General features: G+C 71.2%; 17 protein-coding genes and 1 tRNA gene. 8 read left to right on the top strand and 10 right to left on the bottom strand.

All coding sequences use genetic code 11. The features are described 5' to 3' along the window. The first annotated feature begins 33 nt into the window (after positions 1–33). On the top strand, positions 34–843 hold the full coding sequence (locus ACFZDL_RS42740; RefSeq protein WP_353595815.1) for an LLM class F420-dependent oxidoreductase: 810 nt from the start codon (positions 34–36) through the stop codon (positions 841–843). Continuing rightward, the gene (locus ACFZDL_RS42735; RefSeq protein ID WP_353595814.1) at positions 840–2,087 is read left to right on the top strand and encodes an MFS transporter; all 1,248 of its coding nucleotides are present in this window, start codon (positions 840–842) and stop codon (positions 2,085–2,087) included. Before ACFZDL_RS42740 ends, ACFZDL_RS42735 begins: the two co-directional genes overlap by 4 nt. Before the next feature lie 25 nt (positions 2,088–2,112). Here ACFZDL_RS42735 and ACFZDL_RS42730 read toward each other — a convergent pair whose 3' ends face one another. The 6 genes from ACFZDL_RS42730 to ACFZDL_RS42705 all read right to left on the bottom strand — a co-directional run bounded on the left by ACFZDL_RS42730 (position 2,113) and on the right by ACFZDL_RS42705 (position 7,277). Further along, positions 2,113–3,114 (bottom strand): ABC transporter substrate-binding protein, encoded by a 1,002-nt coding sequence (locus ACFZDL_RS42730; RefSeq protein WP_353595813.1) that lies wholly within the window; start codon positions 3,112–3,114, stop codon positions 2,113–2,115. 79 nt (positions 3,115–3,193) lie between these two features. Then, on the bottom strand, positions 3,194–3,727 hold the full coding sequence (locus ACFZDL_RS42725) for an ABC transporter permease subunit (RefSeq protein ID WP_391194085.1): 534 nt from the start codon (positions 3,725–3,727) through the stop codon (positions 3,194–3,196). A 521-nt stretch (positions 3,728–4,248) separates the two neighbouring features. After that, a complete protein-coding gene (locus tag ACFZDL_RS42720) occupies positions 4,249–5,073 on the bottom strand; it encodes a DNA-binding response regulator (RefSeq protein ID WP_353595812.1) in 825 nt (274 codons plus the stop codon). A 55-nt stretch (positions 5,074–5,128) separates the two neighbouring features. Further along, a complete protein-coding gene (locus tag ACFZDL_RS42715) occupies positions 5,129–5,923 on the bottom strand; it encodes a helix-turn-helix transcriptional regulator (RefSeq protein WP_353595811.1) in 795 nt (264 codons plus the stop codon). 414 nt (positions 5,924–6,337) lie between these two features. Further along, complete coding sequence (locus tag ACFZDL_RS42710) at positions 6,338–6,793, bottom strand: hypothetical protein (protein ID WP_353595810.1); 456 nt, start codon at positions 6,791–6,793, stop codon at positions 6,338–6,340. A gap of 55 nt (positions 6,794–6,848) precedes the next feature. Continuing rightward, complete coding sequence (locus ACFZDL_RS42705; RefSeq protein ID WP_353595809.1) at positions 6,849–7,277, bottom strand: ATP-binding protein; 429 nt, start codon at positions 7,275–7,277, stop codon at positions 6,849–6,851. Positions 7,278–7,429: 152 nt separating this feature from the next. Here ACFZDL_RS42705 and ACFZDL_RS42700 point away from each other — a divergent pair, with 152 nt between their 5' ends. Continuing rightward, positions 7,430–8,365, top strand: coding sequence for a DUF5753 domain-containing protein (locus ACFZDL_RS42700; protein WP_353595808.1), 936 nt, complete (start codon positions 7,430–7,432; stop codon positions 8,363–8,365). Then, positions 8,331–8,582: a DUF397 domain-containing protein gene (locus ACFZDL_RS42695; protein ID WP_353595807.1), complete on the top strand. Its 252-nt coding sequence runs from the start codon at positions 8,331–8,333 to the stop codon at positions 8,580–8,582. The genes ACFZDL_RS42700 and ACFZDL_RS42695 overlap by 35 nt, the downstream gene beginning before the upstream one ends. Positions 8,583–8,629: 47 nt before the next feature. On the opposite strand, the gene ACFZDL_RS42690 is transcribed toward ACFZDL_RS42695, so the two are convergent. Then, positions 8,630–9,223, bottom strand: a complete 594-nt coding sequence (locus tag ACFZDL_RS42690; RefSeq protein ID WP_353595806.1) for a lytic polysaccharide monooxygenase — start codon at positions 9,221–9,223, stop codon at positions 8,630–8,632. A 193-nt stretch (positions 9,224–9,416) separates the two neighbouring features. Here ACFZDL_RS42690 and ACFZDL_RS42685 point away from each other — a divergent pair. Then, positions 9,417–9,493: transfer RNA gene (locus ACFZDL_RS42685), tRNA-Lys, on the top strand. A gap of 4 nt (positions 9,494–9,497) precedes the next feature. Here the strand turns inward: ACFZDL_RS42685 and ACFZDL_RS42680 are convergent. Together ACFZDL_RS42680 and ACFZDL_RS42675 are read right to left on the bottom strand one after the other, a co-directional pair. Further along, positions 9,498–10,943, bottom strand: a complete 1,446-nt coding sequence (locus ACFZDL_RS42680) for a cytosine permease (protein ID WP_353595805.1) — start codon at positions 10,941–10,943, stop codon at positions 9,498–9,500. Continuing rightward, the gene (locus tag ACFZDL_RS42675; RefSeq protein ID WP_353595804.1) at positions 10,940–14,047 is read right to left on the bottom strand and encodes a SpoIIE family protein phosphatase; all 3,108 of its coding nucleotides are present in this window, start codon (positions 14,045–14,047) and stop codon (positions 10,940–10,942) included. The genes ACFZDL_RS42680 and ACFZDL_RS42675 overlap by 4 nt, the downstream gene beginning before the upstream one ends. Before the next feature lie 262 nt (positions 14,048–14,309). On the opposite strand from ACFZDL_RS42675, the gene ACFZDL_RS42670 reads away from it, so the two are divergent. The 3 genes from ACFZDL_RS42670 to ACFZDL_RS42660 all read left to right on the top strand — a co-directional run bounded on the left by ACFZDL_RS42670 (position 14,310) and on the right by ACFZDL_RS42660 (position 19,053). Next, positions 14,310–14,990 carry a FadR/GntR family transcriptional regulator gene (locus ACFZDL_RS42670; RefSeq protein WP_353595803.1) on the top strand — a complete coding sequence of 227 codons (681 nt, stop codon included), beginning with the start codon at positions 14,310–14,312 and terminating at the stop codon, positions 14,988–14,990. 265 nt (positions 14,991–15,255) lie between these two features. Beyond that, positions 15,256–17,088 carry a cellulose synthase catalytic subunit gene (locus ACFZDL_RS42665; RefSeq protein WP_353595802.1) on the top strand — a complete coding sequence of 611 codons (1,833 nt, stop codon included), beginning with the start codon at positions 15,256–15,258 and terminating at the stop codon, positions 17,086–17,088. A gap of 3 nt (positions 17,089–17,091) precedes the next feature. After that, the gene (locus ACFZDL_RS42660; protein ID WP_353595801.1) at positions 17,092–19,053 is read left to right on the top strand and encodes a kelch motif-containing protein; all 1,962 of its coding nucleotides are present in this window, start codon (positions 17,092–17,094) and stop codon (positions 19,051–19,053) included. A 27-nt stretch (positions 19,054–19,080) separates the two neighbouring features. Here the strand turns inward: ACFZDL_RS42660 and ACFZDL_RS42655 are convergent, their stop codons facing one another. After that, positions 19,081–20,127: a glycoside hydrolase family 6 protein gene (locus tag ACFZDL_RS42655; protein ID WP_353595800.1), complete on the bottom strand. Its 1,047-nt coding sequence runs from the start codon at positions 20,125–20,127 to the stop codon at positions 19,081–19,083. Between the last annotated feature and the right edge of the window lie 101 nt (positions 20,128–20,228).

The following is a 20,228-nucleotide window of genomic DNA, read 5'->3' as shown; positions in this document are numbered from 1 at the left end:
GCATTTCCACCACTACTCAGAAAGAGGAACACCGTGCCCCCGCACGAGAACACCCTGCGCGTGGGTGTGCAGCTGCACCCCCAGCACACCGAGCTCGCCCCGCTGCGCGCCGCCTGGCGCGAGGCCGACGCCTTGGGCGTCGACTCCATCTGGACCTGGGACCACTTCCTGCCGCACCACGGGGACCCGTCCGGCAACCACTTCGAGTGCTGGTCGCTGCTGTCCGCGATGGCCGTCGAGACCAGCCGGGCCACGATCGGCCCCCTCGTCAGCTGCACCGCGTTCCGCAATCCGCATGTGCTCGCCGACATGGCCCGCACCGTCGACCAGCTCAGCGGCGGGCGGCTGGTGCTGGGGCTCGGCGCGGGGTGGTTCGAGGCGGAGCACACGGAGTACGGCATCCCGTTCCCGGGCCCGGCGACACGCGTGGACGCGTTCGCCGCGGCCGTCGCCGCGGTCAAGGAGCGGCTGGGGAAGCTCAATCCCGGGCCCGCGGGGCCGCTTCCGCTGCTGATCGGCGGGGCCGGGCGGCGGCGCACCCTGGAGCTGGTGGCGCGCGAGGCCGACTGGTGGAACTGGTACGGCTGGGCCTCCGAGGACCCGGTCGCCGACTTCCGCGAGCTCAACGGCGTGCTGGACCAGTGGTGCGAGCGCGTCGGCCGCGACCCGGGCGAGGTGGCCCGTACGGTCATGGTCAACCCGGACCAGCTGCCGCTGGTGGAGGGCTTCGCCGAGGCCGGCGCGGTCCATGTGGTGCTGTCCCTGGCCGCGCCGTACGACCTGCGCCAGGTGGAGGAGCTGCTGAAGGTGCGCGAGGCGCTGGGCGCCGGGCGGGCTTCTTGACGGCTGGCGCAGCGGAGCCCCGCGAGGTGCTGGGGCGGCGCTTTCGCCTGCTCATGGGCTGTCTGCTGCTGTCCACCCTGGGCAACGGCCTGTGTTTCCCGTTCACCTCCATCTACATCAGCGAACTGCTGGGGCTCGGCTCCCGGGCCGCCGGCGGCTACTTCATCGCCATGGCGGCGGCCAGCTTCGCCGCCGCGCTGTTCGGCGGGCCGCTCGCGGACCGGGCGGGGCCGCACCGGGTGGGGGCGCTGGGCGCCGCGGCGCTCGCGGTCGGGTACGGGATGCTGGCCCCGGTCGACGCGGTGGTGCCGGTCCTGGTCTCGGGCGCGTGCGTCGGGGTGGGCTTCGGGCTGTTCTACGCCTCGATCGTGGGCGTCGTGGACGCCGCCGTCCCGGAGAGCGGGCGCCGTACGGCCTTCTCCGTCCGCCACATCGTGAACAACGTGGGGATCGGGGCGGGCTCGGTCGTCGCCGGTCTGGCGCTGCGCGGGGCGCAGGCGCCCGTCGGGACGCTGCGCTGGCTGTACGTGGCCAACGCGGCGGCCGCGGTGCCGCTGCTGGTGGCGATCTGGGTCATGCGGCCGCGGGAATCCGCCAAGGTGACCGAGGAGAAGGGCGAGAAGGGCGGCGGGCCGACGTACCGCACGCTGCTGCGCGCCCGCCCGATGGCGCTGCTGGTGCTGGCCCAGGCGCTGTTCGCGATCGTCGGCTTCACCCAGATCGAGGCGACGGTGCCGCTGCTGCTCCACGACCACATGGGCATCACGCTGGGGTGGGTGTCCACGGTGGTGGCGGCGAACTCGTTCGCGCTGGTGGCGCTGCAGCCGCTGCTGCGGCGGCGGCTGGAGCGGCTGCCGGAGACGGTCGCGCTGGCCGCCGGTCCGGTGCTGTGGGTGGCGGCGTTCGGCTGCGGTCTGGGCGCGGTGCTCGCCGGGGAGGCCGCCTCGCCGCTGGTGCGGTACGGGCTGCTGCTGGCCTTCGCGGTGGTGTTCGCGGCGGGCGAGCTGATGTATTCCTCCGCGTTCTATCCGCTGCTGCTGCGCTGGTCGGGGGAGGCGGCCGTGGGCCGGGCGAGCGCCCTGGCGTCGCTGGCGTGGAACCTCGGCACGGCCTCCGGGCCGCCGATCGGGCTGTTCGTGATCGTGCACGCCTCGGCGACGGGCAGCTGGGTGGCGCTCACGGTCGGCGCGGCGGTGGCATTCGCGGTGGCGGGCGCGCTGCACCGCCGGGCGGCGGGCGGGTGAGCTCCCGCCGCCCGGCGGCCGGCGGCTACGACTTGGGCAGATAGTCGTTGGAGTACGCGTCCTCCGGGGTGACCGTCTTCTCCAGCAGGCCCTGGTCGTACATGAAGTCCGCCATGCGGCTCCAGCTCTGCGCGTCGTTGGTGCCCAGCTCGCCCGCGTCGTTCTGCATCATGGGCGTGGTGGCCTTGAGCACCGCGAGCGCGTTCTTCTGGCGCTTCTCGTCGCCGAGGCCGGGGACGTACTTCTGGCTGAGCTTGACGGTGTCCTCGGGCTTGTCGATGGCGTACTGCAGACCGCGCAGGGTGGCGTCGACGAACTTCTTCATGTCGTCGCCGCGCTTGTCCAGCGTCTTTTCCTTGACGCCGATTCCCACACCGACCAGCGGATCGCCCTGGTCGCCTCCGTCGAGCGTCAGGGAGCGGACCTCCTGGCCGGCCTCCTGGAAGGCAATGGCGTCATTGTTGAGGTAGCCCATCACGCCTTCGACCTTTTTGCCGGTCAGCGCCGCCTGCTGGGTGAAGCCGATGTTCTTCACCTTGGCGTCCTTGGGAGAGAGCCCGCCCTCTTTCAGCAGGGCCAGCAGACCGAAATAGGTCTCGCCATAGGGGCCGGGGGTGCCGATCGTACGGCCCTTCAGGTCCGTGGGCTTCTTGATGTCGGAATCCTTGGGGACGATCAGGCCCACGGGGTATTTCTGATAAAAGGTGGCGATGTCCACGATGGGGAGATTCTTGGAGCGGGCCTGTAGCATCTCGTCCCCGCCCGCGTAGACGACATCCTCCTTGCCCGACTTCAGGGCTCCGAAGAGGTCTTCCGCGGCACCGTGGTGGCGCAGGCTGACATTCAGCCCGGCGTCCTTGTAGTACCCCTTCTCGACCGCCACATAGAACGGGGCGAACTGGATGTTGGGCGTGTACGTCAGCCCGACCGTGATCTTGTCGCCGCTCTTGCCCCCCGCGTCCTTCGGCTTCTCGGCGCATGAGGTCAGGGTGGCCGCCGCCACCACCGACACGAGAGCCGCCCCCATGACCCGGTGTCTCAGGGTGTGCCTTGTGGACGTCCTTACCAAACGCACGTACTTCTCCTCAGTGAGTGGAAGATGTCAGTCAGCGCTGTACGAGCCGCTCGACCAGGCGGATCACGCCATAGAAGCCGGCGGCGAGAAGTGCGAGCATGACGAGCGTCGAGAACAGCCCGATGGTGTCGGCCTCCTGCCGCTGGACCGACAGGAGCTGGCCAAGACCCTCGCCGCCCATGACGAACTCGCCGACCACCGCGCCGGTGATGGACAGGGTGAAGCCGTTGCGCACCCCCGCGAGGATGCTGGGCAGCGCGAGCGGAAGCTCGATGTACCACAGCATCCCCCACCACCCCACGCCGTCCACGCGCGCCGCCCCCATCACATCGGGGTCCAGCGAACGCAGGCCCAGCACGGTGTTCACCAGGATGGGGAAGAAGACCAGCAGCGCGCAGAGCACGGCGATGGGCAGCAGCCCGTAGCCGAGCCAGAGCGCGAACAGCGGGGCCAGGGCCACCGCGGGCACCGCCTGCGAAGCGGCCAGATACGGCTGGAGGGCCGAGGCCGCGAGGTCACTGCGCGCGATGAGGTAGCCGAGCGGCAGGGCCACTCCGAGCCCCATGCCGCTGCCCGCCAGCGCCTCCCACACCGTCTCCTTGGTGTAGTCGCGCAGATCGCCGTGCAGCACCTGGTCGACGAAATGTTTCGCCAGGTCGTACGGCGCCGGAAGGTAGAACGTGTCCACGGCGCCCGTACGGATGGCGAGATCCCACACGATGAGCAGGGCCAGCCCGAATACGAACGGCGGAAGCACCCCGCGGGCCGCCGATCCGGCCGCGTTCCCGCGAACTCGGCGGCCGTGCGCCCCCTTGGGGCTTTGACGTGCGCGACCCGCGTGCGAGGCTTTTCCGCCGTTTTTCCCGGACTTTCGTACCTGTCCGGGCCGGGGTGAATGCGACGGTTCCGTCTCCGGCCCGCCACTGGCGCCCGCCGTGGCGGTCGCACCCCTTCCGCGCCCTTGCGTCATCCCCAAATCCCCTTGTATTACCGGCTGTTGCCAGATCTCCCGGCACGCCCGCGTGCAACCTATCGCCAGCCCGCTCAGGATCACAATGTGGTGGGGAACAAGGAAATCCTTCCGTTTCATCCGCCGGTGGAGAATCGGTCGAGGATGCCGAGCTCACAGGCGCGCACCCCCGCCTGAAAACGGGAGTTCACCTCGAGTAACTCCAGGATTCCGGTGACGTAGCGCCGGTAGGTGCGCACCGAGATCGCCAGCTCCCGTGCCGCGGCCTCGTCGGTGACCCCGTCGCCCAGCCGCCGCAGCACCCGCCGCACCATCTCGGTGCGGGCGCGGTTGCCGAAGTCGAGCGGGCGGGGGGCGGGCGCGGCGGTGCGCCAGATGTTGCCGAACATGGTGTGCAGGGCGGCGACCACGGCCGGGTCCTGGACGAGGGAGGCCTGCCGCCCGTCGGCCGAGTCCGCGCACACCAGGGCGGTCCGGCCGTCGGCGATCACGGCCGTGGGCAGCGGCACCGCCGCGATCCGGATCTCCGGAGGGCGGGCCCCGAGGCCGCCGCCCGGTCCGAGCGCCGGGCCGGGTTCGGCCGGGGGCCTGGTGCGCAGCACCCGTACGTCAATGGCCTCGCCGAGGCCCGAGACCAGGGTGTGCAGGGCCGCGTGGTCGGCCGCCAGCCGGGGCGTGGGCTCCGGGAAGGCGGCGTCGACGCTGCGCACGGCCCGGCCGGCGACCTGTTCGGCGGCGGCGAGAAAGGCCGCGTCCGCCGTCCCCACCTCGGTGAACAGCTCGTTCCTGGCCTGCCGGGCCCGGTGTTCGTGGACGGTGGACTCCAGCAGGGTGCGCACCTCTTGCAGGGTGCGGTCGAGGGCGTCCTCGACCGCGGCGGCCGGCTCGGTGGTCCGGTCCGCAATCCGGTCCGTGATCCGTTCCCTGATCCGGTCCGTCATCGCTTGGTCATCGCTTCGTCGTCCCGCCTCGCGACATGGTCAGGTCTCGAGTGCTTCAGGGGCGGCTTGGCAGAACCCCCGTCTCCACCGCCCGTACCCCCGCCTGGAACCGGGAATGCGCCCCCAGCTCGCGCATGATCTCCGCGACGTGACGGCGGTAGGTGCGCAGCGACACCTTGAGGTCGCGGGCGGCCACCTCGTCGGTGACCCCGGCCCGCAGGCACTCCAGGATCCGCCGCGCGGTGTCGGTGCACAGCCGTCCGGCCGGGCCCGGCGGTTCGGCGAGCGCCACGGCGTTCCCCCACGCCCCGGCGAACATCAGGTCCAGGGCCTGCACCGTGGCCGCGTCCTCCACGAGCGAGAGCGGCGGTCCGGCCCGCCCGGGCCCCGGTCCCGGCTCCGGCCGTACGTAACCCACCCGGCCGTCGACGAGCAGGGCCTCGGGTAACGTCCCGTCGGCCGTCCGCGCCTCGCAGCGCGGGTCGGTGCGCGCCAGCGCGGGGACCCGCGGGCCGGTCGGGGCGTCCGGCAGGCACAGCAGCCGGACGGTGACGCCCTCGCGGCCTGGGCAGGGCGGGCGGGCGAGCGCCGCGCAGACGGCCTCCTCCTGCTCCGGGTCGCCGGACAGCACCACGGCCACGGTCCGCTCCGCCCCGGCGATGAGCCGGTCGGCGGCCTCCGCGGCCGACGGGTGGCCGGGCCCGGCCCGCACCCACGGCCGGTGGGCCTGACTCTGGCGGTGCCGGGTCACCACCGATTCGATCAGGTCATGGGCCGCCAGCAGCGCCCGCTCCACATGGTCCGGGCCCGGGGCACCGGCCGCCCCGCGCTCGGGTGACGGCTCGGGCATCCTCGCAAGACCAACCATGACTTCCCCTGCAGGGCGAAGGCGACCTGTTTTCTGAAATTCGAGCCTGGTTCGAGAATTACTTGGCGCAAAAAATGCTATGCAATTCCATTGACGACAGTAATTCGCGCACAGCGACGGCGTCAACGCAACGAGTCAGGTAAAGAGTAGGCAAATGACGGCGTGTCAGACCCTACCGCAACGCCTCACGCGCGCAACGACACGCACCCTGTCAGGAAGTTGCATGTATCCGCGCCGCTCAGCCGCCCGCACGACACCCAGCGCAGCCATCGAGCCACCCTGAGCGAGCGACGGCCGGGCCGGCTGTCCGGTTGCTGCCAGCCGTCAACGGGCCGTCGAGGTACCCCCGTCCGGGGGTGAGGCTCCACCGGGCCCGTAGGCCGCCGCCATGGGCCGTCACTGCGGGCCGAAGCTGATCGGGCCGTGGAAATCCCGGCCCTGAATCACCGGCCCGGTGATCCGCGCGTCACCCGAGACGGAATTGTGGACGGTGCCCGCCTCTTGGGCCGGTGTTCCGTACCGGCTCATCCAGGCCGCCAGATCGCGCGCCAGCTCGGGGTCGCGCCGTGCCTGTTCGGCCAACAGCTCGGCCAGTCGGCGCAGTTGCTCGGGGTCGTCGTACGGGATCGCGACGGGCCCGCCATCGCCCGCCGGGTCACCCGCCGGATCCGCGCCCGGGGCGCCCGACGGATCGGACGCCGGGTCGGCCGCCGGGTCGGACGGGCTCCGCCGCAGCACCCTGCGGGACAGCGCGCCCAGCGCCTCCAGCGCCCGCCGGCCGGCCTCGCCCCCCGCTCCGGACACCACCGCGTTGACCGCCGCGATCAGCGCACCCGCCGTCACCGGATCCATGGGCCCCTCCCCGGCTCGCATCCCGCCACCGAACGGCACGCTACCGAACGGCGGTTCACGGACCGACCGATTCCGCCCGAAGGGTGAACCAGACCGTCTTACCGGTGGTGTTGAGGTCCGTGCCCCATTCGTCGGCCGTCTTGCTGAGCAGGAACATCCCGCGCCCGCTCTCGGAGAGGAAGTCGGGCTCCTTGACCACCGGCAGCGACGACTCGCTGTCGCTCACGGCGGCCCTTATGCCGTACGGGCGGTTCTCGAGGGTGAGCACACAGTCGGGAGAGGCCGCGTGCTTGTGGACGTTGGAGAGCAGTTCGGTGACACACATCGCCGCCGCGGTGATCAACTCCTCGCGGCCCCACTGGCGCAGCCGAGCGCCCACGACGCGGCGCACATCCGCGAGTGTCTGCGGATGGACGCGCAGGCGCAGCTCGTATCTGCCCCAGCTACCGCTGGGCGGTGCTCCCTGCGGGATGTTCTCTGCCATGTCGTCCAGGGCCCTCCAAGGCACGGCGCGCTGCCGTGTCGCACAGGCGATCCTGTCCCATGTCCGTGCTACTCGCAATGTTTCGACCCACTCGCGCAAGACTGGCATATGCCGCCTGGTGGTTGTAGTTGGCGATACGTCAGACTGGCGACATGTCCTACCACCCAGTGCCCACCGTGCGGCGCAGGCGGCTGGGGTCCACTCTGCGGAAGCTGCGTACCGAAGCGGGGATGACATTGGACGCGGCCGCGCGGGCGCTGAACGCGGCCCAGGGGGGACGTACGGACGCCCGCCGCTGGAGCGCCCCGAAGCTGTCCCGCATAGAGAACGCGAACGCGACCATCCGCGCCACGGAGGTCGCCACCCTGCTGGAGGCCTACGCGATCAGCGACTCCGAAGTCCGCGCCGCGCTCGAGAGGCTGGCCAGGGACGCCGGGAAACGCGGCTGGTGGCAGACCTACCGCGGTGTGGTGGCCCCCGCGTACGCCGACTACATCTCGCTGGAGAGCGACGCCGAGTCGGTCCGCGACTACGCCCCGCTGGTCGTCCCCGGCCTGCTCCAGACGCCCGACTACGCCCGGGAGACGATCGCCGCCAACGCGGTCGCCCGCAGCGAGGCGGAGGTCGCCGCGCTCGCCGAGGTGCGGCTGGCCCGCCAGGCGGTGCTGACCCGCCCGCGCGCTCCGCTGCGGCTGTGGGCGGTGATCCACGAGGCCGCCCTCCACCGGCGCTTCTCCGGCCGCCCGGCCATCATGGCCGAGCAGTTGCGGCGGCTGCTGGACGTCGCGGACTGGCCCACGGTCACGCTGCAGGTGATGCCGATCGACGCCGCGCCCAACCCCGGGGACGCGGGCGCCTTCACGCTCGTCGGTTTCCCCGGTCCGATGCCGGACGTGGTCACCCAGGAGAACCTGCGAGGCCCCGTGTACGTCGAAGGAGTCGACGACGTGAATGTCTTCGCCGACGCCTTCGGCCACATCGTCGACAGCTCGCTGTCGACGGATGAGACGAAGGCCCTCATCGCCGGCCTCCTAGGAAAGAGGGCCCCACACCGTGAAGACCTCAGAAGTGCCCGAGAACCCGCATGATGTGTCCCCGAGCCCGTATCCGCCCGTCGGCGCGGCCCGTCCGCGCTGGCGCAAGTCCTCGTACTCCGTGGGCGAGGGCCAGTGTGTCGAGGTCGCCGCGTGGGGCGGCCTGGTCCGGCTGCGCGAGAGCGACGACCCGGGCGCGGTCCTGGGCGCCGCCCCGGCCGTCTGGACCGCCTTCGTACGCGGCGTGAAGGCGGGCTTATACGACGCCTGAGACAGCGCGGGGCCCGGCCGTGGCCGGGCCCCGCGCCCTTACGGGGCTCAGAACTGCACGTCCGAGCAGGCGTAGAAGGCGTTGGAGGTGTCGGCGACGGTCCACACGGCAAGGATCAGGTGCCGGCCGGTCTTCCCGCTCGGGATGGTGCCCGAGTGGGAGAGCGTGGACGGCGGCCGCTGGCCGTTGTACGGGACGGTCAGGAACGGCGTGGAGTCCAGGCTCGCGCGGGTGAGCTTCGCGTTGGGGTTCCAGCCGTTCTTGGTGATGAAGTACTTGAAGTCCGTCGTGGCGTGCGAGGCGGTGAACCGCCAGGTGAAGGTGTAGCTCTTCCCGGCGGTGAGCTTGGTGGTCGGCCACTGGCCGCCGCGCGGGTCGTCCAGCTGGGAGAACCGGCTGTTGCCGCCCGCGCAGATCGTGCCGTCGGCCGGACCGCCGGACGGGAAGCCCTTGGGGCCCTCGACGCTCTGCGGTTCGTACTGGATGTCGCCGCAGTTGGTGACCGTGCCGTTGGCACACAGCTTCTGGCGGCTGATGGGCGAGTCGGTGTAGGCGTGGCCTGCGGCGCTGCCGCCGGTGGTGAGAATGGAGACCGCCGCGAGCCCGATGCCGATCACAGCGGCGCTGATCTTCTTGCGCATGCTTCGCTCCTGAAGACGTGGGGAGTGCTTCGGCGAGCCGAGTGCATTGCGGTCTAGACCAAGTCGCAGAGTAACCGCGCTTTCTTGGTCATGTCCATACCAATTCACGGGACATGTCCATACCAATGAAGCGCCGCCGGGGCAGCCGGTCCGGAGCACCCTTCCGGGTCGGGTAGGATTCTTCCGTCAGCAGGCGCCGCTAGCTCAGTTGGTTAGAGCAGCTGACTCTTAATCAGCGGGTCCGGGGTTCGAGTCCCTGGCGGCGCACCATGGGTCATCCCAACTGACCAGGGGCTTCTCGGTTCTCCGAGGGGCCCCTGTCCTGTGTCCACAGCGGTGGCAGCCGGTGGAGGGCCAGATAGAGCGCCGCGGCCACGGCCGCCGCCACGAACATGCTCAAGTCTCCCCAGCCCGGGTGCGCCGACGCGAGCGGTCCGGTCAGCAGCCGCGAGCTCCAGAACGGCACGGACGCCAGCACCCCGCCGGCCCAGGCCACGAAGCCCCACTCCAGCACCCGGCCGCGGTCGTACAGCTCGCCGACCCGGCGGCTGTCGGACCCGCCGCCGCGCAGATAGTGGAGGATCAGGACGGTGGTGAAGGGCGCGATGAAGTACGTGGTGAGGTTGAGGAAGGCGACGAACTTCTGCTCCGTGCCGGCCGCGCCCCACAGGACGACCCCGTACGTCAGCGCGCTGACGCAGATCACCGCGCCGGCCCGGGAGACCGGTGCGCGCAGCGTCTGCAGGGAGATCGCGCTGCCGTAGATGTTCAGGAAGTTCTGCGCGAAGGCCGACACCGCGATCGCGATCAGCGCGGGGGCGGCGAACGGCCCGGCCAGCCGGTGCAGCGCCACGATCGGGTCCGAGCCGTGGGCGCCGCTGCCCACCAGGACCCCCACCGTGCCGAGCCAGGAGATGGTGACGAAATTGCCGAGCCCGGTGTACCAGGCCGTGCGCCGGGCCACCTCCGGGGTGTCCGGCAGATAGCGCGAGTAGTCCGAGGCGAACGGCGCCCAGGCCACCAGAAAGGCCAGGAACCAGCCCGCGAAGGTGATCCAGCCCCCGGCCCCCGGGGATGCGCCCGGGCGCTCGCCCGGGTGCGCCGCGCCGCCGCCGCGTACCAGGGCCACCACGGTGATCAGCACGAACAGCGGGGTGAGGACATAGGCCAGCACCCGCTGCAGGTGGTTGATCATGTTGTAGCCGTAGACGCAGACCAGCGCCTGCACCACCATGAGCGCCAGCGCGCACATCCAGAACGGCACCCCGGTCAGCTCGGCGAACGCCTTGCCCCCCAGGATCGCGGTGACGGCCGCCCAGCCGATCCCGGCGAACACGTTCACATAGGCCACGGGCAGGAAGTTGCCGTAGTAGCCGAGCGGCCCGCGGGCCTGGACCTGCTGGGGCACCCCGAGCCGCACCCCCATCCGGCTCATCATCGCGACCAGCGCCGAGCCGACGAGAGCGCCCAGCAGGATGGCGGCGATCGCCGCGCCGAGGCTCAGCCCGAAGCCGGTGGCCGCGAAGCCGAGGACGACGATGGGGAAGTTGAGCCCGGCGGCGAACCAGACGAAGAACTGCGACCGGGGCGTGCCGTGCCGCTCGTGGTCGGGGATGTGGCCGGTGCCGAAGGGCTCGACCTTGGCGATCGCGTCGCCGTACACCGGCACGGCGGGTCCGGTCGTCCCGCCGCTCCCGTCTCCCGCGCCGCCGTCCCTCACGCCGCCGCCACCCGGGCTCGGTGGTCCTCCCGGGCCCGGCGGCAGGCGGACGGTATGGCCTGTTCCGTCCAGATCGACTTGCCGTGGGCGGTGTAGCGGGTGCCCCAGCGCTGGGAGAGCGCCGCCACCAGCTGCAGCCCCCGCCCGCCCTCGTCGGTCTCGGCGGCCCGGCGGATGCGGGGCACGGTGGCGCTGCCGTCCGAGACCTCGCAGACCAGCGCCCGGCCCCGGATCAGACGCAGCTGGACCGGTCCCTTCGCATGCCGGACGACATTCCCGACCAGCTCGCTGGCCAGCAGCTCGGTGGTCATGACCAGCTCGTCGAGGCCCCAGGCCGCCAGCTGCTCGCGGACGCAACTGCGCGCGTGGCCGGCGGCCACCGGGTCCTCGGGCAGCGGACAGACGGCGACGTCCTCGGCCGGCAGCCGGTGGAGGCGGGCGATCAGCAGCGCGGTGTCGTCGGCGGTCACCTGCTGGGCCGGCAGCATGGCGCCGACCAGGACGTCGCAGAGGCGGTCGAGACGCTCGCGGTCCACCATGGGGTCAGGGCGCGGCCCCGCCGGACCCTCGTCCGTGTGCGGGTCCTCGGCCGGGAGCCCGGCCAGCCGCCGCCCGAGGCAGCGGCTCAGCACCTGGGCGCACTCGGCGATGCCCCGGTCGATGTCGCGGGTGGCGGACTCGACCAGCCCGTCGGTGTACAGCACCATCACGCTGTCGCCCGGCAGCCGCAGCTCGACGGTGGAGAACGGGGGCTCGGCGGCGCCCAGGGGCGGATCGGGCGGCAGGTCCAGGCTGTCCACGGTTCCGTCGGGACGCACGATGAAGGGCGGGGGGTGGCCGGCGCGCGCGAGCGAGCACCCGCCCGTGACCGGGTCGTACACGGCGTACAGGCAGGTGGCGTAGGAGTCGTCGCCCAGGTCGCTCACGACGTCGTTCAGATGGGCGAGGACCTCCTCGGGGGGCAGTTCGAGGTCGGCGAGCGTGTGCACGGCGGTGCGCAGCCGGCCCATGGTGGCGGCCTCGGTCAGCCCATGGCCCATCACATCGCCGATGACCAGGGCCACCCGCTCCGCGGACAGCGGGATCACGTCGTACCAGTCGCCGCCCACGTCGGTGCCGCTGCTGGCGGGCAGATAGCGGACGGCGGCGGTGAAGGCCGCGGACGGGGGCAGGGCCCGGGGCAGCAGTCCGCGCTGCAGCGCCTGGGCGCGGGCGTGTTCGGCGTCGTAGAGCCGTGCGCGGGCCAGGGCCTGGGCGACCATGCCGCTGAGCGCGGTGAGCAGGGTGCGCTCATCGCCGCTGAGGCGGCGGGGCCGGTCGAAGGAGACCGTGCAGCAGCCGATCGGGGTGCCCGAGACGATCAGCGGCAGCAGGGCCCATGCGTTCTTCTGCGCGATCGCGGGGTTTCCGGCCAGGTCGGGGAAGAGCTCGGCGTACTCCGCGGCCGAGGAGATGAAGCGCGGAAGGCGCGAGCTGATCAGGTCATTGACCGGTTGGTAGCCGTTCAGTACCGGAACCCCGTCGATGATGTGCAGGAATTTCTGCGGATATCCGACCGATCCGACCACATGGAGCCGGTCGCCCTCGATCGCCTGGATCAGCAGGCCCGAGGCGCCGAACGGCGGCAGGATGTGCGCGGCGACGACATCGACGACATCGCGCGTGGTCACCGCCTCGGCGAGGGCGCTCGTCAGCTCGCTGATCCGCGCCGCCTGCTCGGCGGCGGCGCGCTCCGCGGCCTCGCGCCGGGCGGCGCGGGTCCGCCGGTCGGTGACATCGGTGAAGTAGGCCGTCAGTCCGTCGGGGACCGGGACCAGCCGGATGTGGTACCAGCGCTCGTCGGTGGGCCACTGGATGTCGAAACCCTCCGGCCTGCCGTCGGCGGCGGCCTGCCGGCAGCGGCCCTCCAGGCCGGGGACCGTGCCCGCGGGACCGTCCCACAGCCGCCGGCCGAGTACCTCCCCGGCGGGGCCGACCAGGCGCTCGGCCTCGACGTTGAGGAAGGTGATCCGCCACTCCCGGTTCACCGCCAGGAACCCGTCGCTCATGTACCGCAGCGCCCGGCCGACCGACTCCCGCGCGATCCGGCTCTCCGTGGTGTCCCAGACCCGGCCGATCATGCGGATGGGTTCGCCGCTCTCGTCCAGCTCCAGGTGGGCGCGGCTGTGGACCCAGCCGGTGGTTCCGTCGGGGCGGCAGACCCGGTACTCGGCCTCGTAGATGCCGCGGGTCCGCAGCGACTCCTCGGTCGCGGCCATCACGCGCGGCACGTCCTCGGGGTGGACCAGGTTGATCCAGCTCTCGATCCGGTGCCGATAGTCCTCGGGTATCCCGAGGAGGGTGAGCCCCGCCTGGTCCCAGACCATGTCGCCGGTGCGGATCCCCCACTCCCAGGAGCCGATCCTGACCGCCTTCCGCGCCAGCCGGAAGTCGGATCCGCCCGGATACTCCTGCCACTGTTCCTGCCACCAGGGGTAGCGCTCGGTGTCCAGCGGAGCGGACCGGGCCAGGCGCTCCGCCACCCAGTCGGCCACCGCCGCCAGGAAGCTCCGCTGTCCGGCGGTCGGCTCGCCGGGGCCGGTGACGACGGACAGCGCCCCCAGCCGTGCCTCGGGGCCGGACAGCGGAACCGAGGCGATCATGGCGTCCCGGGGCAGCCGCCCGCGCGACACCCGGCCCGCGGCCCCGGGGGCGGGGACAGGGTCATCGGGGGCGGGGCTCTCGGGGGCGGGGGCGCCGGGGGCGGGGTCATCCGGGGCGGGGCGACCAGGGGCGGCCGCGGGCATCCAGACGTACCCGCCGTCCCGCACGGCGCGGACCGGGGCGAGCGAGGCATCGTCCTCCCGGATCTCCTCCCATTCCCGGAAGACGGGCCGGGGCAGTCCGGTGGCGAGCACCAGGCGCAGCGCGCAGCTCCCCGCGGGCCCGCAGGACCAGTGCACCACTCCCGCCAGGCCGCCGAGCTCCGCCACCGCCTGGTCCAGGGCGTGCTGCACCACCTCGCGGTCCGTGAACCCCGCATCCACCGCGGAGAGCAGCGCGAGCCGTTCCTCGCCCCGGCTCCGGGGTCGCTCCGTCGCCTTCGCCGCCTGCCACTCCTTCATCGAGACCTCACTCGGTGGCGAGGAGACCGGCTCCCGCGCCACGCGCGTCCCCAAGAGAACATAAATGTCCTACATCTGCCAATAGCGGACGTATGCCCCATTTGAACATGCTCGGGCGGCTTACGGAAGCGCCCCCCGGGTGAGGCATCGGCGGCGGGGCGGCCAGGACGGCTCCGCAAGGGCGCCCGCCGCCGCCCGCCCGGCCGCCCGCCCCGCTAAGCTGATCCGATCGGAGGTGGCTGTGACGGCGCACAATCGCGGCATGGCGAGCGACATTCAGGAGCGCATCAAGCGTCTGATCGTCGACCAGCGGCTGCCGTCCGGTGCCCCGCTGCCGACCGAGACCGAGCTGATGGAGCTGCTGGGCGTCAGCCGCAACTCCGTGCGCGAAGCCCTCAAGGGGCTGCAGGCCATGGGCATCGTGGAGATCCGCCACGGCTTCGGCACCTATGTCGGCCCCATGTCGATGGGCCCGATGATCGAGGGGCTGATCTTCCGCACCGTCGCCGGCCACTACCGCGGCGAGGACAGCCTGCTGCAGCTGCTGGAGCTGCGCGAAGCGGTGGAGACCGGGCTGATCGCACGGCTGGCCGGGCGCATACCCCAGGCGGATCTGGCCGAGCTGGACGCCCTGGTCGAGCGGATGGAGGCGGAGGCCGCCGAGGGCGCCGTGGGCGCCGACACCGACCGGGCCTTCCACGCCGCCCTCCACCGCGGCCTGGACAATCTGCTGCTCAGCGAGATGCTGGAGGCGTTCTGGGACGCCTTCCACCGGGTGCGCACCGATCTGGTGGATCTGCACACCGACCCCAAGATCACCTGCCGGCAGCACCGGGAGATCCTGGAGGCGGTCCGCACCGGCGATGTCGTACGGGCCGAGGCCGCCGTCCGCGATCACTTCGGCAACATCCGGGAGCGGCTGCGCTCCCCGCACCAGGAATGATCCGGCCCTCCGCGCCCCGGTCGACCTGATCCCCCTTCCTGCCCCGCTTCCCGCCCCTCTTCCCACTCCGCGGCCGATTCACCCCTCCCCGCCGGAAAGGTCCGGTTCTCGCTGTTGCGCATCGCGGGCCTGCCGTTCCATGTCCGCATGGTCGGTTGTCTCCACTAATGTGCCCGTACGGCCGAGAGGGGGCCGTTTCGGGGGAGAGCACACGACGAACGGGCTTCGGCACGCGGCCGGCTTGCGCGTGCGGGGGGAATGACTCATGACGTCGACGCCGAGAACGACAAGCGCGCGCCTCCCGTGGCAGCACTGGGGCGAACCGCCCCGGCACCGGAGCGAACCGCCCCGGCACCGGCCGCCGCTGCCGAAGTACGACTACGAGCACTACAGCCGGCTCGCCGGCCCGCTCAGCCGACCGGACGCCCAAGGGGCCGGACATTCGGCCAAACCGTACCGGGTGCGCTACCGCGGGCTGCTGGCCGAGGAGCCGCACCGGGTCCGCGCCGCGCTGCTGCTCGGCGCCGCTCCCCTGCTCTCGCTGGGGCTGCTGCTGTGGCTGATGCAGCCCGCCCACTGGACCAGGCGGGAGGGCGTCGGCCCCGCCATGGCCGCCATGGACACCGTGATGCTGGTCTCCATCGGGCTGATCGAGCTGTTCCGCACGCTCAACGTGCTGTCCAACGCGCACGCCACCCTCGTCGCCCGCGACCCGGTCCCGGTGGTGCCCGAGACCGGCACCAAGGTCGCCTTCCTCACCTCCTTCGTGCCCGGCAAGGAGCCGCTGGAGATGGTGACCAGAACCCTTGAGGCGGCGGTGCGCGTGCGCCACCGCGGAACGCTGCACGTCTGGCTCCTCGACGAGGGCGACGACCCGGCGGTCAAGGCGGTCTGCGCGCGCCTGGGCGTGCGCCACTTCACCCGCAAGGGCGTCGAGAAGTGGAACCGGCCCAAGGGCCCGCACCGCGCCAGAACCAAGCACGGCAACTACAACGCCTGGCTGGACGCCCACGGCGACCGTTACGACTACTTCGCCTCCGTCGACACCGACCACGTCCCGCTCCCCAACTACCTGGAGCGGATGCTCGGCTACTTCCGCGACCCCGACATCGCCTTCGTGGTCGGCCCGCAGGTCTACGGCAACTACGACGCGGCCGTCACCAAGGCCGCCGAGAGCCAGCAGTTCCTCTTCCACGCCCTCATCCAGCGCGCGGGGAACGCCTATGGCGGCCCCATGTTCGTCGGCACCAACAACGCCGTGCGGATCAGCGCCCTCAAGGGCATCGGCGGGCTGTACGACTCGATCACCGAGGACATGGCCACCGGCTTCGAGCTGCACCGCCACCGCAACCCCGCCACCGGCCGCACCTGGCGCTCCGTCTACACCCCCGACGTGCTCGCGGTCGGCGAGGGCCCGGGCGCCTGGACCGACTTCTTCACCCAGCAGCTGCGCTGGTCCCGGGGCACCTACGAGACGCTGCTCAAACAGTTCTGGAAGGCGCCGCTCACCCTGCCGCCGGGCAAGCTCCTCAACTACACGCTGATGGTGATCTTCTATCCGTCCTCGGCGCTCAACTGGATTCTCGCCGCCCTCAGCTGCACGCTCTTCCTCGGCTTCGGCGCCTCGGGACTCCAGATCGACCCCGCCATCTGGATGATGCTCTACGGCAACGCCTCGGCCCTGCAGATCGGTCTGTACGTCTGGAACCGCCGGCACAACGTCTCCCCGCACGAACCGGAGGGCTCCGGCGGCGTGGCCGGCATGGTGATGTCCGCCCTCGCCGCGCCGATCTACGCCCGTTCGCTGATGGACGCCGTACTGCGCCGCAAGAGCAGGTTCGTGGTGACGCCCAAGGGCGACTCGGCGAGCCCCGACACGCTCTTCGGCACCTTCCGGATTCACCTTTTCTTCCTGGCGGTCTTCGGCGGGTCGCTCGCCTCTTCCTTCTATTTCGACCACAGTCATCCAGCGATGACCGTTTGGGCATCACTTGCCCTGACTGTCACAGCCGCGCCGATCATCGCCTGGCGGTGGACCCTCCGCCAGGAGAAACGGACCGGGAAACAGACCGCCGGAGCATCCCTTGGGGGACGATAAGACGTGAAGTACCGACCGAGTCGCCGCACCCGCCGCTTCGGGATCGGTGCGGCGGCTGTGCTCGTGCTGGCCGGCATGAACGGACCGGCCCTCTACCGCTTCAGCTCGGACAAGTACCACCACTACAAGATCAACCAGCCGGAGTACAAGGCCAGGAACGGCCACTGGGACGTGGTGAACGTCCCCGAGGAGTACCGGATCAACACGATCCACGCCGCCCTGCTGCACACCGGCAAGGTGCTGCTGGTCGCCGGCTCCGGGAACAACGCGAAGAACTTCGCCGCCAAGTCCTTCCGGAGCGTCCTGTGGGACCCGGAGAGGAACACCTTCAAGAACGTCCCCACCCCCCAGGACCTGTTCTGCGCCGGACACAGCCAGCTGCCGGACGGAAAACTCCTGGTGGCGGGCGGCACCCAGCGGTACGAGAAGCTCAAGGGCGATATCGAGAAGGCCGGCGGGCTGATGTTCGTCCACAACGAGGACCCGGACAAGCCCAGGACGTTCCCCGCGGGCACCCGCTTCACCGGCAAGGAGAACGGCAAGGTCTTCGAGTCCAAGGACCCGGTCCTGGTCCCGCGCGCCAAGAAGACCAAGAACCGCAAGACCGGCAAGGTCACCGTGACCGCCAGCACCGCGCGGGTCTATGTGGAGGCGCTGCGCAAGGGGAAGCGGTACCAGACCGGGACCCAGGACAACTACCGGATCGAGGGGCTCGAGGGCAAGGACCGGCGGAACTTCTACGGCATCGCGCAGAAGCTGTCCTTCGACAAGAAGGACTTCCAGGGCATCAAGGCCGCCTACGAGTTCGACCCGGTCGCCGAGCGCTATGTCCCCGTCGACCCGATGCACGAGGCCCGCTGGTACCCGACCCTGACCACCCTCCAGGACGGCCGGGTGCTGTCGGTCTCAGGCCTGGACGAGATCGGCCAGGTCGTGCCGGGGAAGAACGAGACCTACGACCCCCGGACCAAGAAGTGGAAGTACCTGCCCAAGAGGCGGTTCTTCCCCACGTACCCGGCGCTCTTCCTCACCGACGGCGGCAGGATCTTCTTCACCGGCTCCAACGCCGGATACGGCCCCGACGACGTGGGCCGCACCCCCGGCATCTGGGATCTGAAGACCAATGTGTTCAAGACCGTGCCCGGGATGAGCGACCCGGACATCCTGGAGACGTCGATGTCCGTGCTGCTGCCCCCGGCCCAGGAGCAGCGGTACATGGTGCTCGGCGGCGGCGGGGTCGGCGAGGACCCCAGGTCCACCGCGAAGACCCGGATCGTCGATCTGCACGCGGCACAGCCGCGCTTCCGCGACGGGCCGAAGCTGTACTCCAGGGTCCGCTACCCCAGCAGCGTCATCCTCCCGGACGACACCCTGCTGACCACCAACGGCTCGGGCGACTACCGGGGCCGCGACGGCAGCAATGTGCTGCGGGCCGAGCTCTACGACCCCAGGACCAACACCACGCGCGGTGTGGCCGACCCGCTGGTGGGCCGCAACTACCACTCCGGGGCGCTGCTGCTGCCCGACGGCCGGGTGATGACCTTCGGCTCCGACTCGCTGTTCGGCGACTCCGCCAACACCAAACCGGGGAAGTTCCAGCAGCAGATCGACCTGTACACCCCGCCCTATCTGTTCCGCGACGCGCGGCCCACGGTGCTCGACACCGCGCCGCGGACCGTCAAGCACGGGGCGAAGGCCACCTTCAGGACCCCGCACGCGCCGACGATCAAGCGGGTGAGGCTGATCCGCCCGGGCTCCTTCACGCATGTGACCAATGTCGAACAGCGGTCGATCGCGCTGGACTTCGTCGCCGGCCGCAACAGCGTCACCGCCCGGATCCCGAGGGACCCGTCGCTGGTCCCGCCGGGGTGGTACATGCTCACGGTGGTGGACGAGGAGGGGACCCCGTCGAAGGCGGTGTGGGTGGAGGTGCCGCCCGCGAAGGCGCGCTCCTCCAAGCGCTGACGGGTCCTCCCCGCCCCGGCCACCCGGCTATTCGGCGTTACGGGCGAGGTCGAGCGCGTACCGCGGCCACCACTGGCCGGCCTTGGGGCCGCCCTTGCAGGTGCCGTCCGACTCGCCCGGACGTTTGATCCACAGATAGGCGGCGACCGCCCTGTCGCCCGTGCGCACCGTCGGCGTCTCGCCCAGCGCCCGCCCCTTGGGGTTGCACCAGGCCTCGGAGTCCTCCTTGCCCGGCACCGGACCGTTCCCGTTACGGCTGGTGTCGATCACGAAGGGCTTGCCGCCGACCAGGGCGGAGAGCTTCTTGCCGTATGCCTTGTTGTCCTCGGTGGTCTGGTAATTGGCGATGTTGAGCGCGAAGCCGTCGGCCTTCCTCAGCCCCGCGCGCCGCAGCGGCTCGGCCATCCGGCGCGGGTCCTTGATCCAGTGCGGATTCCCGGCGTCCAGATAGACCTTGGTGCGGGGCAGCCCCTTGAGCTTGTCCACCGCCCCGGTCAGCAGGTCGTAACGCTCCTCCAGGAACCGCTTGGGCGTGCAGCCGTCCACCGCGTGGGGCAGCGCGTCCGGCTCCAGGATGACCGTGGCGGCCCGGTCGCCGATGCCCCTGACCGCCTTGTCCAGCCAGGCGCGGTACGTGTCGCCGTCGGCGGCGCCGCCCTTGGAATACTGCCCGCAGTCGCGGTGCGGGATGTTGTAGAAGACCAGCAGGGCGTCGCGCTCCTCCTCGGCGGCCGCCTCGGTGAACCCTCGGGCCTGGCCCTCCGGATCGTCCACCCCCAGCCACTCCGCGACCGGCTGCGCGGCGATCCGCTCTATCAGCTTCGCCTCCTCGCCCTCCCCCTTCCTGCGGTACGCGGCGACCTGCCGCGCCGCGCTGCCGTCCGGATTCACCCAGTACGGCACGACATTCCTGGGCCGCTGGGCGGGCTTGGCGGCCGCGATCGACTCCTCCTCGCTGTCGGAGGCCGACGAGCCGAAGCAGCCGCAGAGCGTCACGAGCGACAGCAGCGCCGCCCACATCGCCACCCCTACGCGGACAGCCCCGCGCCGACGGCCGGTGTGACTCCCGTACATCCACTCCCCCTTGGCTGCACGCTCCGGAGGGCGCTCCTCGGGCCCCCGGGTAGGACAAGACCGGTCGAATTCATGCTTACACACCACACCGACCCCCAAAT

Origin of the sequence: Streptomyces sp. NPDC007917 (assembly GCF_042959105.1) — a bacterium.
In the GTDB taxonomy this organism is placed as follows: Bacteria; Actinomycetota; Actinomycetes; order Streptomycetales; family Streptomycetaceae; genus Streptomyces.
Note: the sequence above shows the minus strand (reverse complement) of the source record. Positions and strands in the feature narration are given on the sequence as shown.

Bases quoted from the DNA above. Each gene is read 5' to 3' on its own strand.
- ACFZDL_RS42720 (WP_353595812.1), bottom strand. From the start codon at position 5,073: ATGACGGACCGGATCAGGGAACGGATCACGGACCGGATTGCGGACCGG.
- ACFZDL_RS42675 (WP_353595804.1), bottom strand. From the start codon at position 14,047: ATGAAGGAGTGGCAGGCGGCGAAGGCGACGGAGCGACCCCGGAGCCGG.
- ACFZDL_RS42725 (WP_391194085.1), bottom strand. From the start codon at position 3,727: ATGGGGCTCGGAGTGGCCCTGCCGCTCGGCTACCTCATCGCGCGCAGT.
- ACFZDL_RS42700 (WP_353595808.1), top strand. From the start codon at position 7,430: ATGTCCTACCACCCAGTGCCCACCGTGCGGCGCAGGCGGCTGGGGTCC.
- ACFZDL_RS42730 (WP_353595813.1), bottom strand. From the start codon at position 3,114: ATGGGGGCGGCTCTCGTGTCGGTGGTGGCGGCGGCCACCCTGACCTCA.
- ACFZDL_RS42655 (WP_353595800.1), bottom strand. From the start codon at position 20,127: ATGTACGGGAGTCACACCGGCCGTCGGCGCGGGGCTGTCCGCGTAGGG.
- ACFZDL_RS42705 (WP_353595809.1), bottom strand. From the start codon at position 7,277: ATGGCAGAGAACATCCCGCAGGGAGCACCGCCCAGCGGTAGCTGGGGC.
- ACFZDL_RS42710 (WP_353595810.1), bottom strand. From the start codon at position 6,793: ATGGATCCGGTGACGGCGGGTGCGCTGATCGCGGCGGTCAACGCGGTG.
- ACFZDL_RS42670 (WP_353595803.1), top strand. From the start codon at position 14,310: ATGGCGAGCGACATTCAGGAGCGCATCAAGCGTCTGATCGTCGACCAG.
- ACFZDL_RS42715 (WP_353595811.1), bottom strand. From the start codon at position 5,923: ATGCCCGAGCCGTCACCCGAGCGCGGGGCGGCCGGTGCCCCGGGCCCG.
- ACFZDL_RS42690 (WP_353595806.1), bottom strand. From the start codon at position 9,223: ATGCGCAAGAAGATCAGCGCCGCTGTGATCGGCATCGGGCTCGCGGCG.
- ACFZDL_RS42665 (WP_353595802.1), top strand. From the start codon at position 15,256: ATGACGTCGACGCCGAGAACGACAAGCGCGCGCCTCCCGTGGCAGCAC.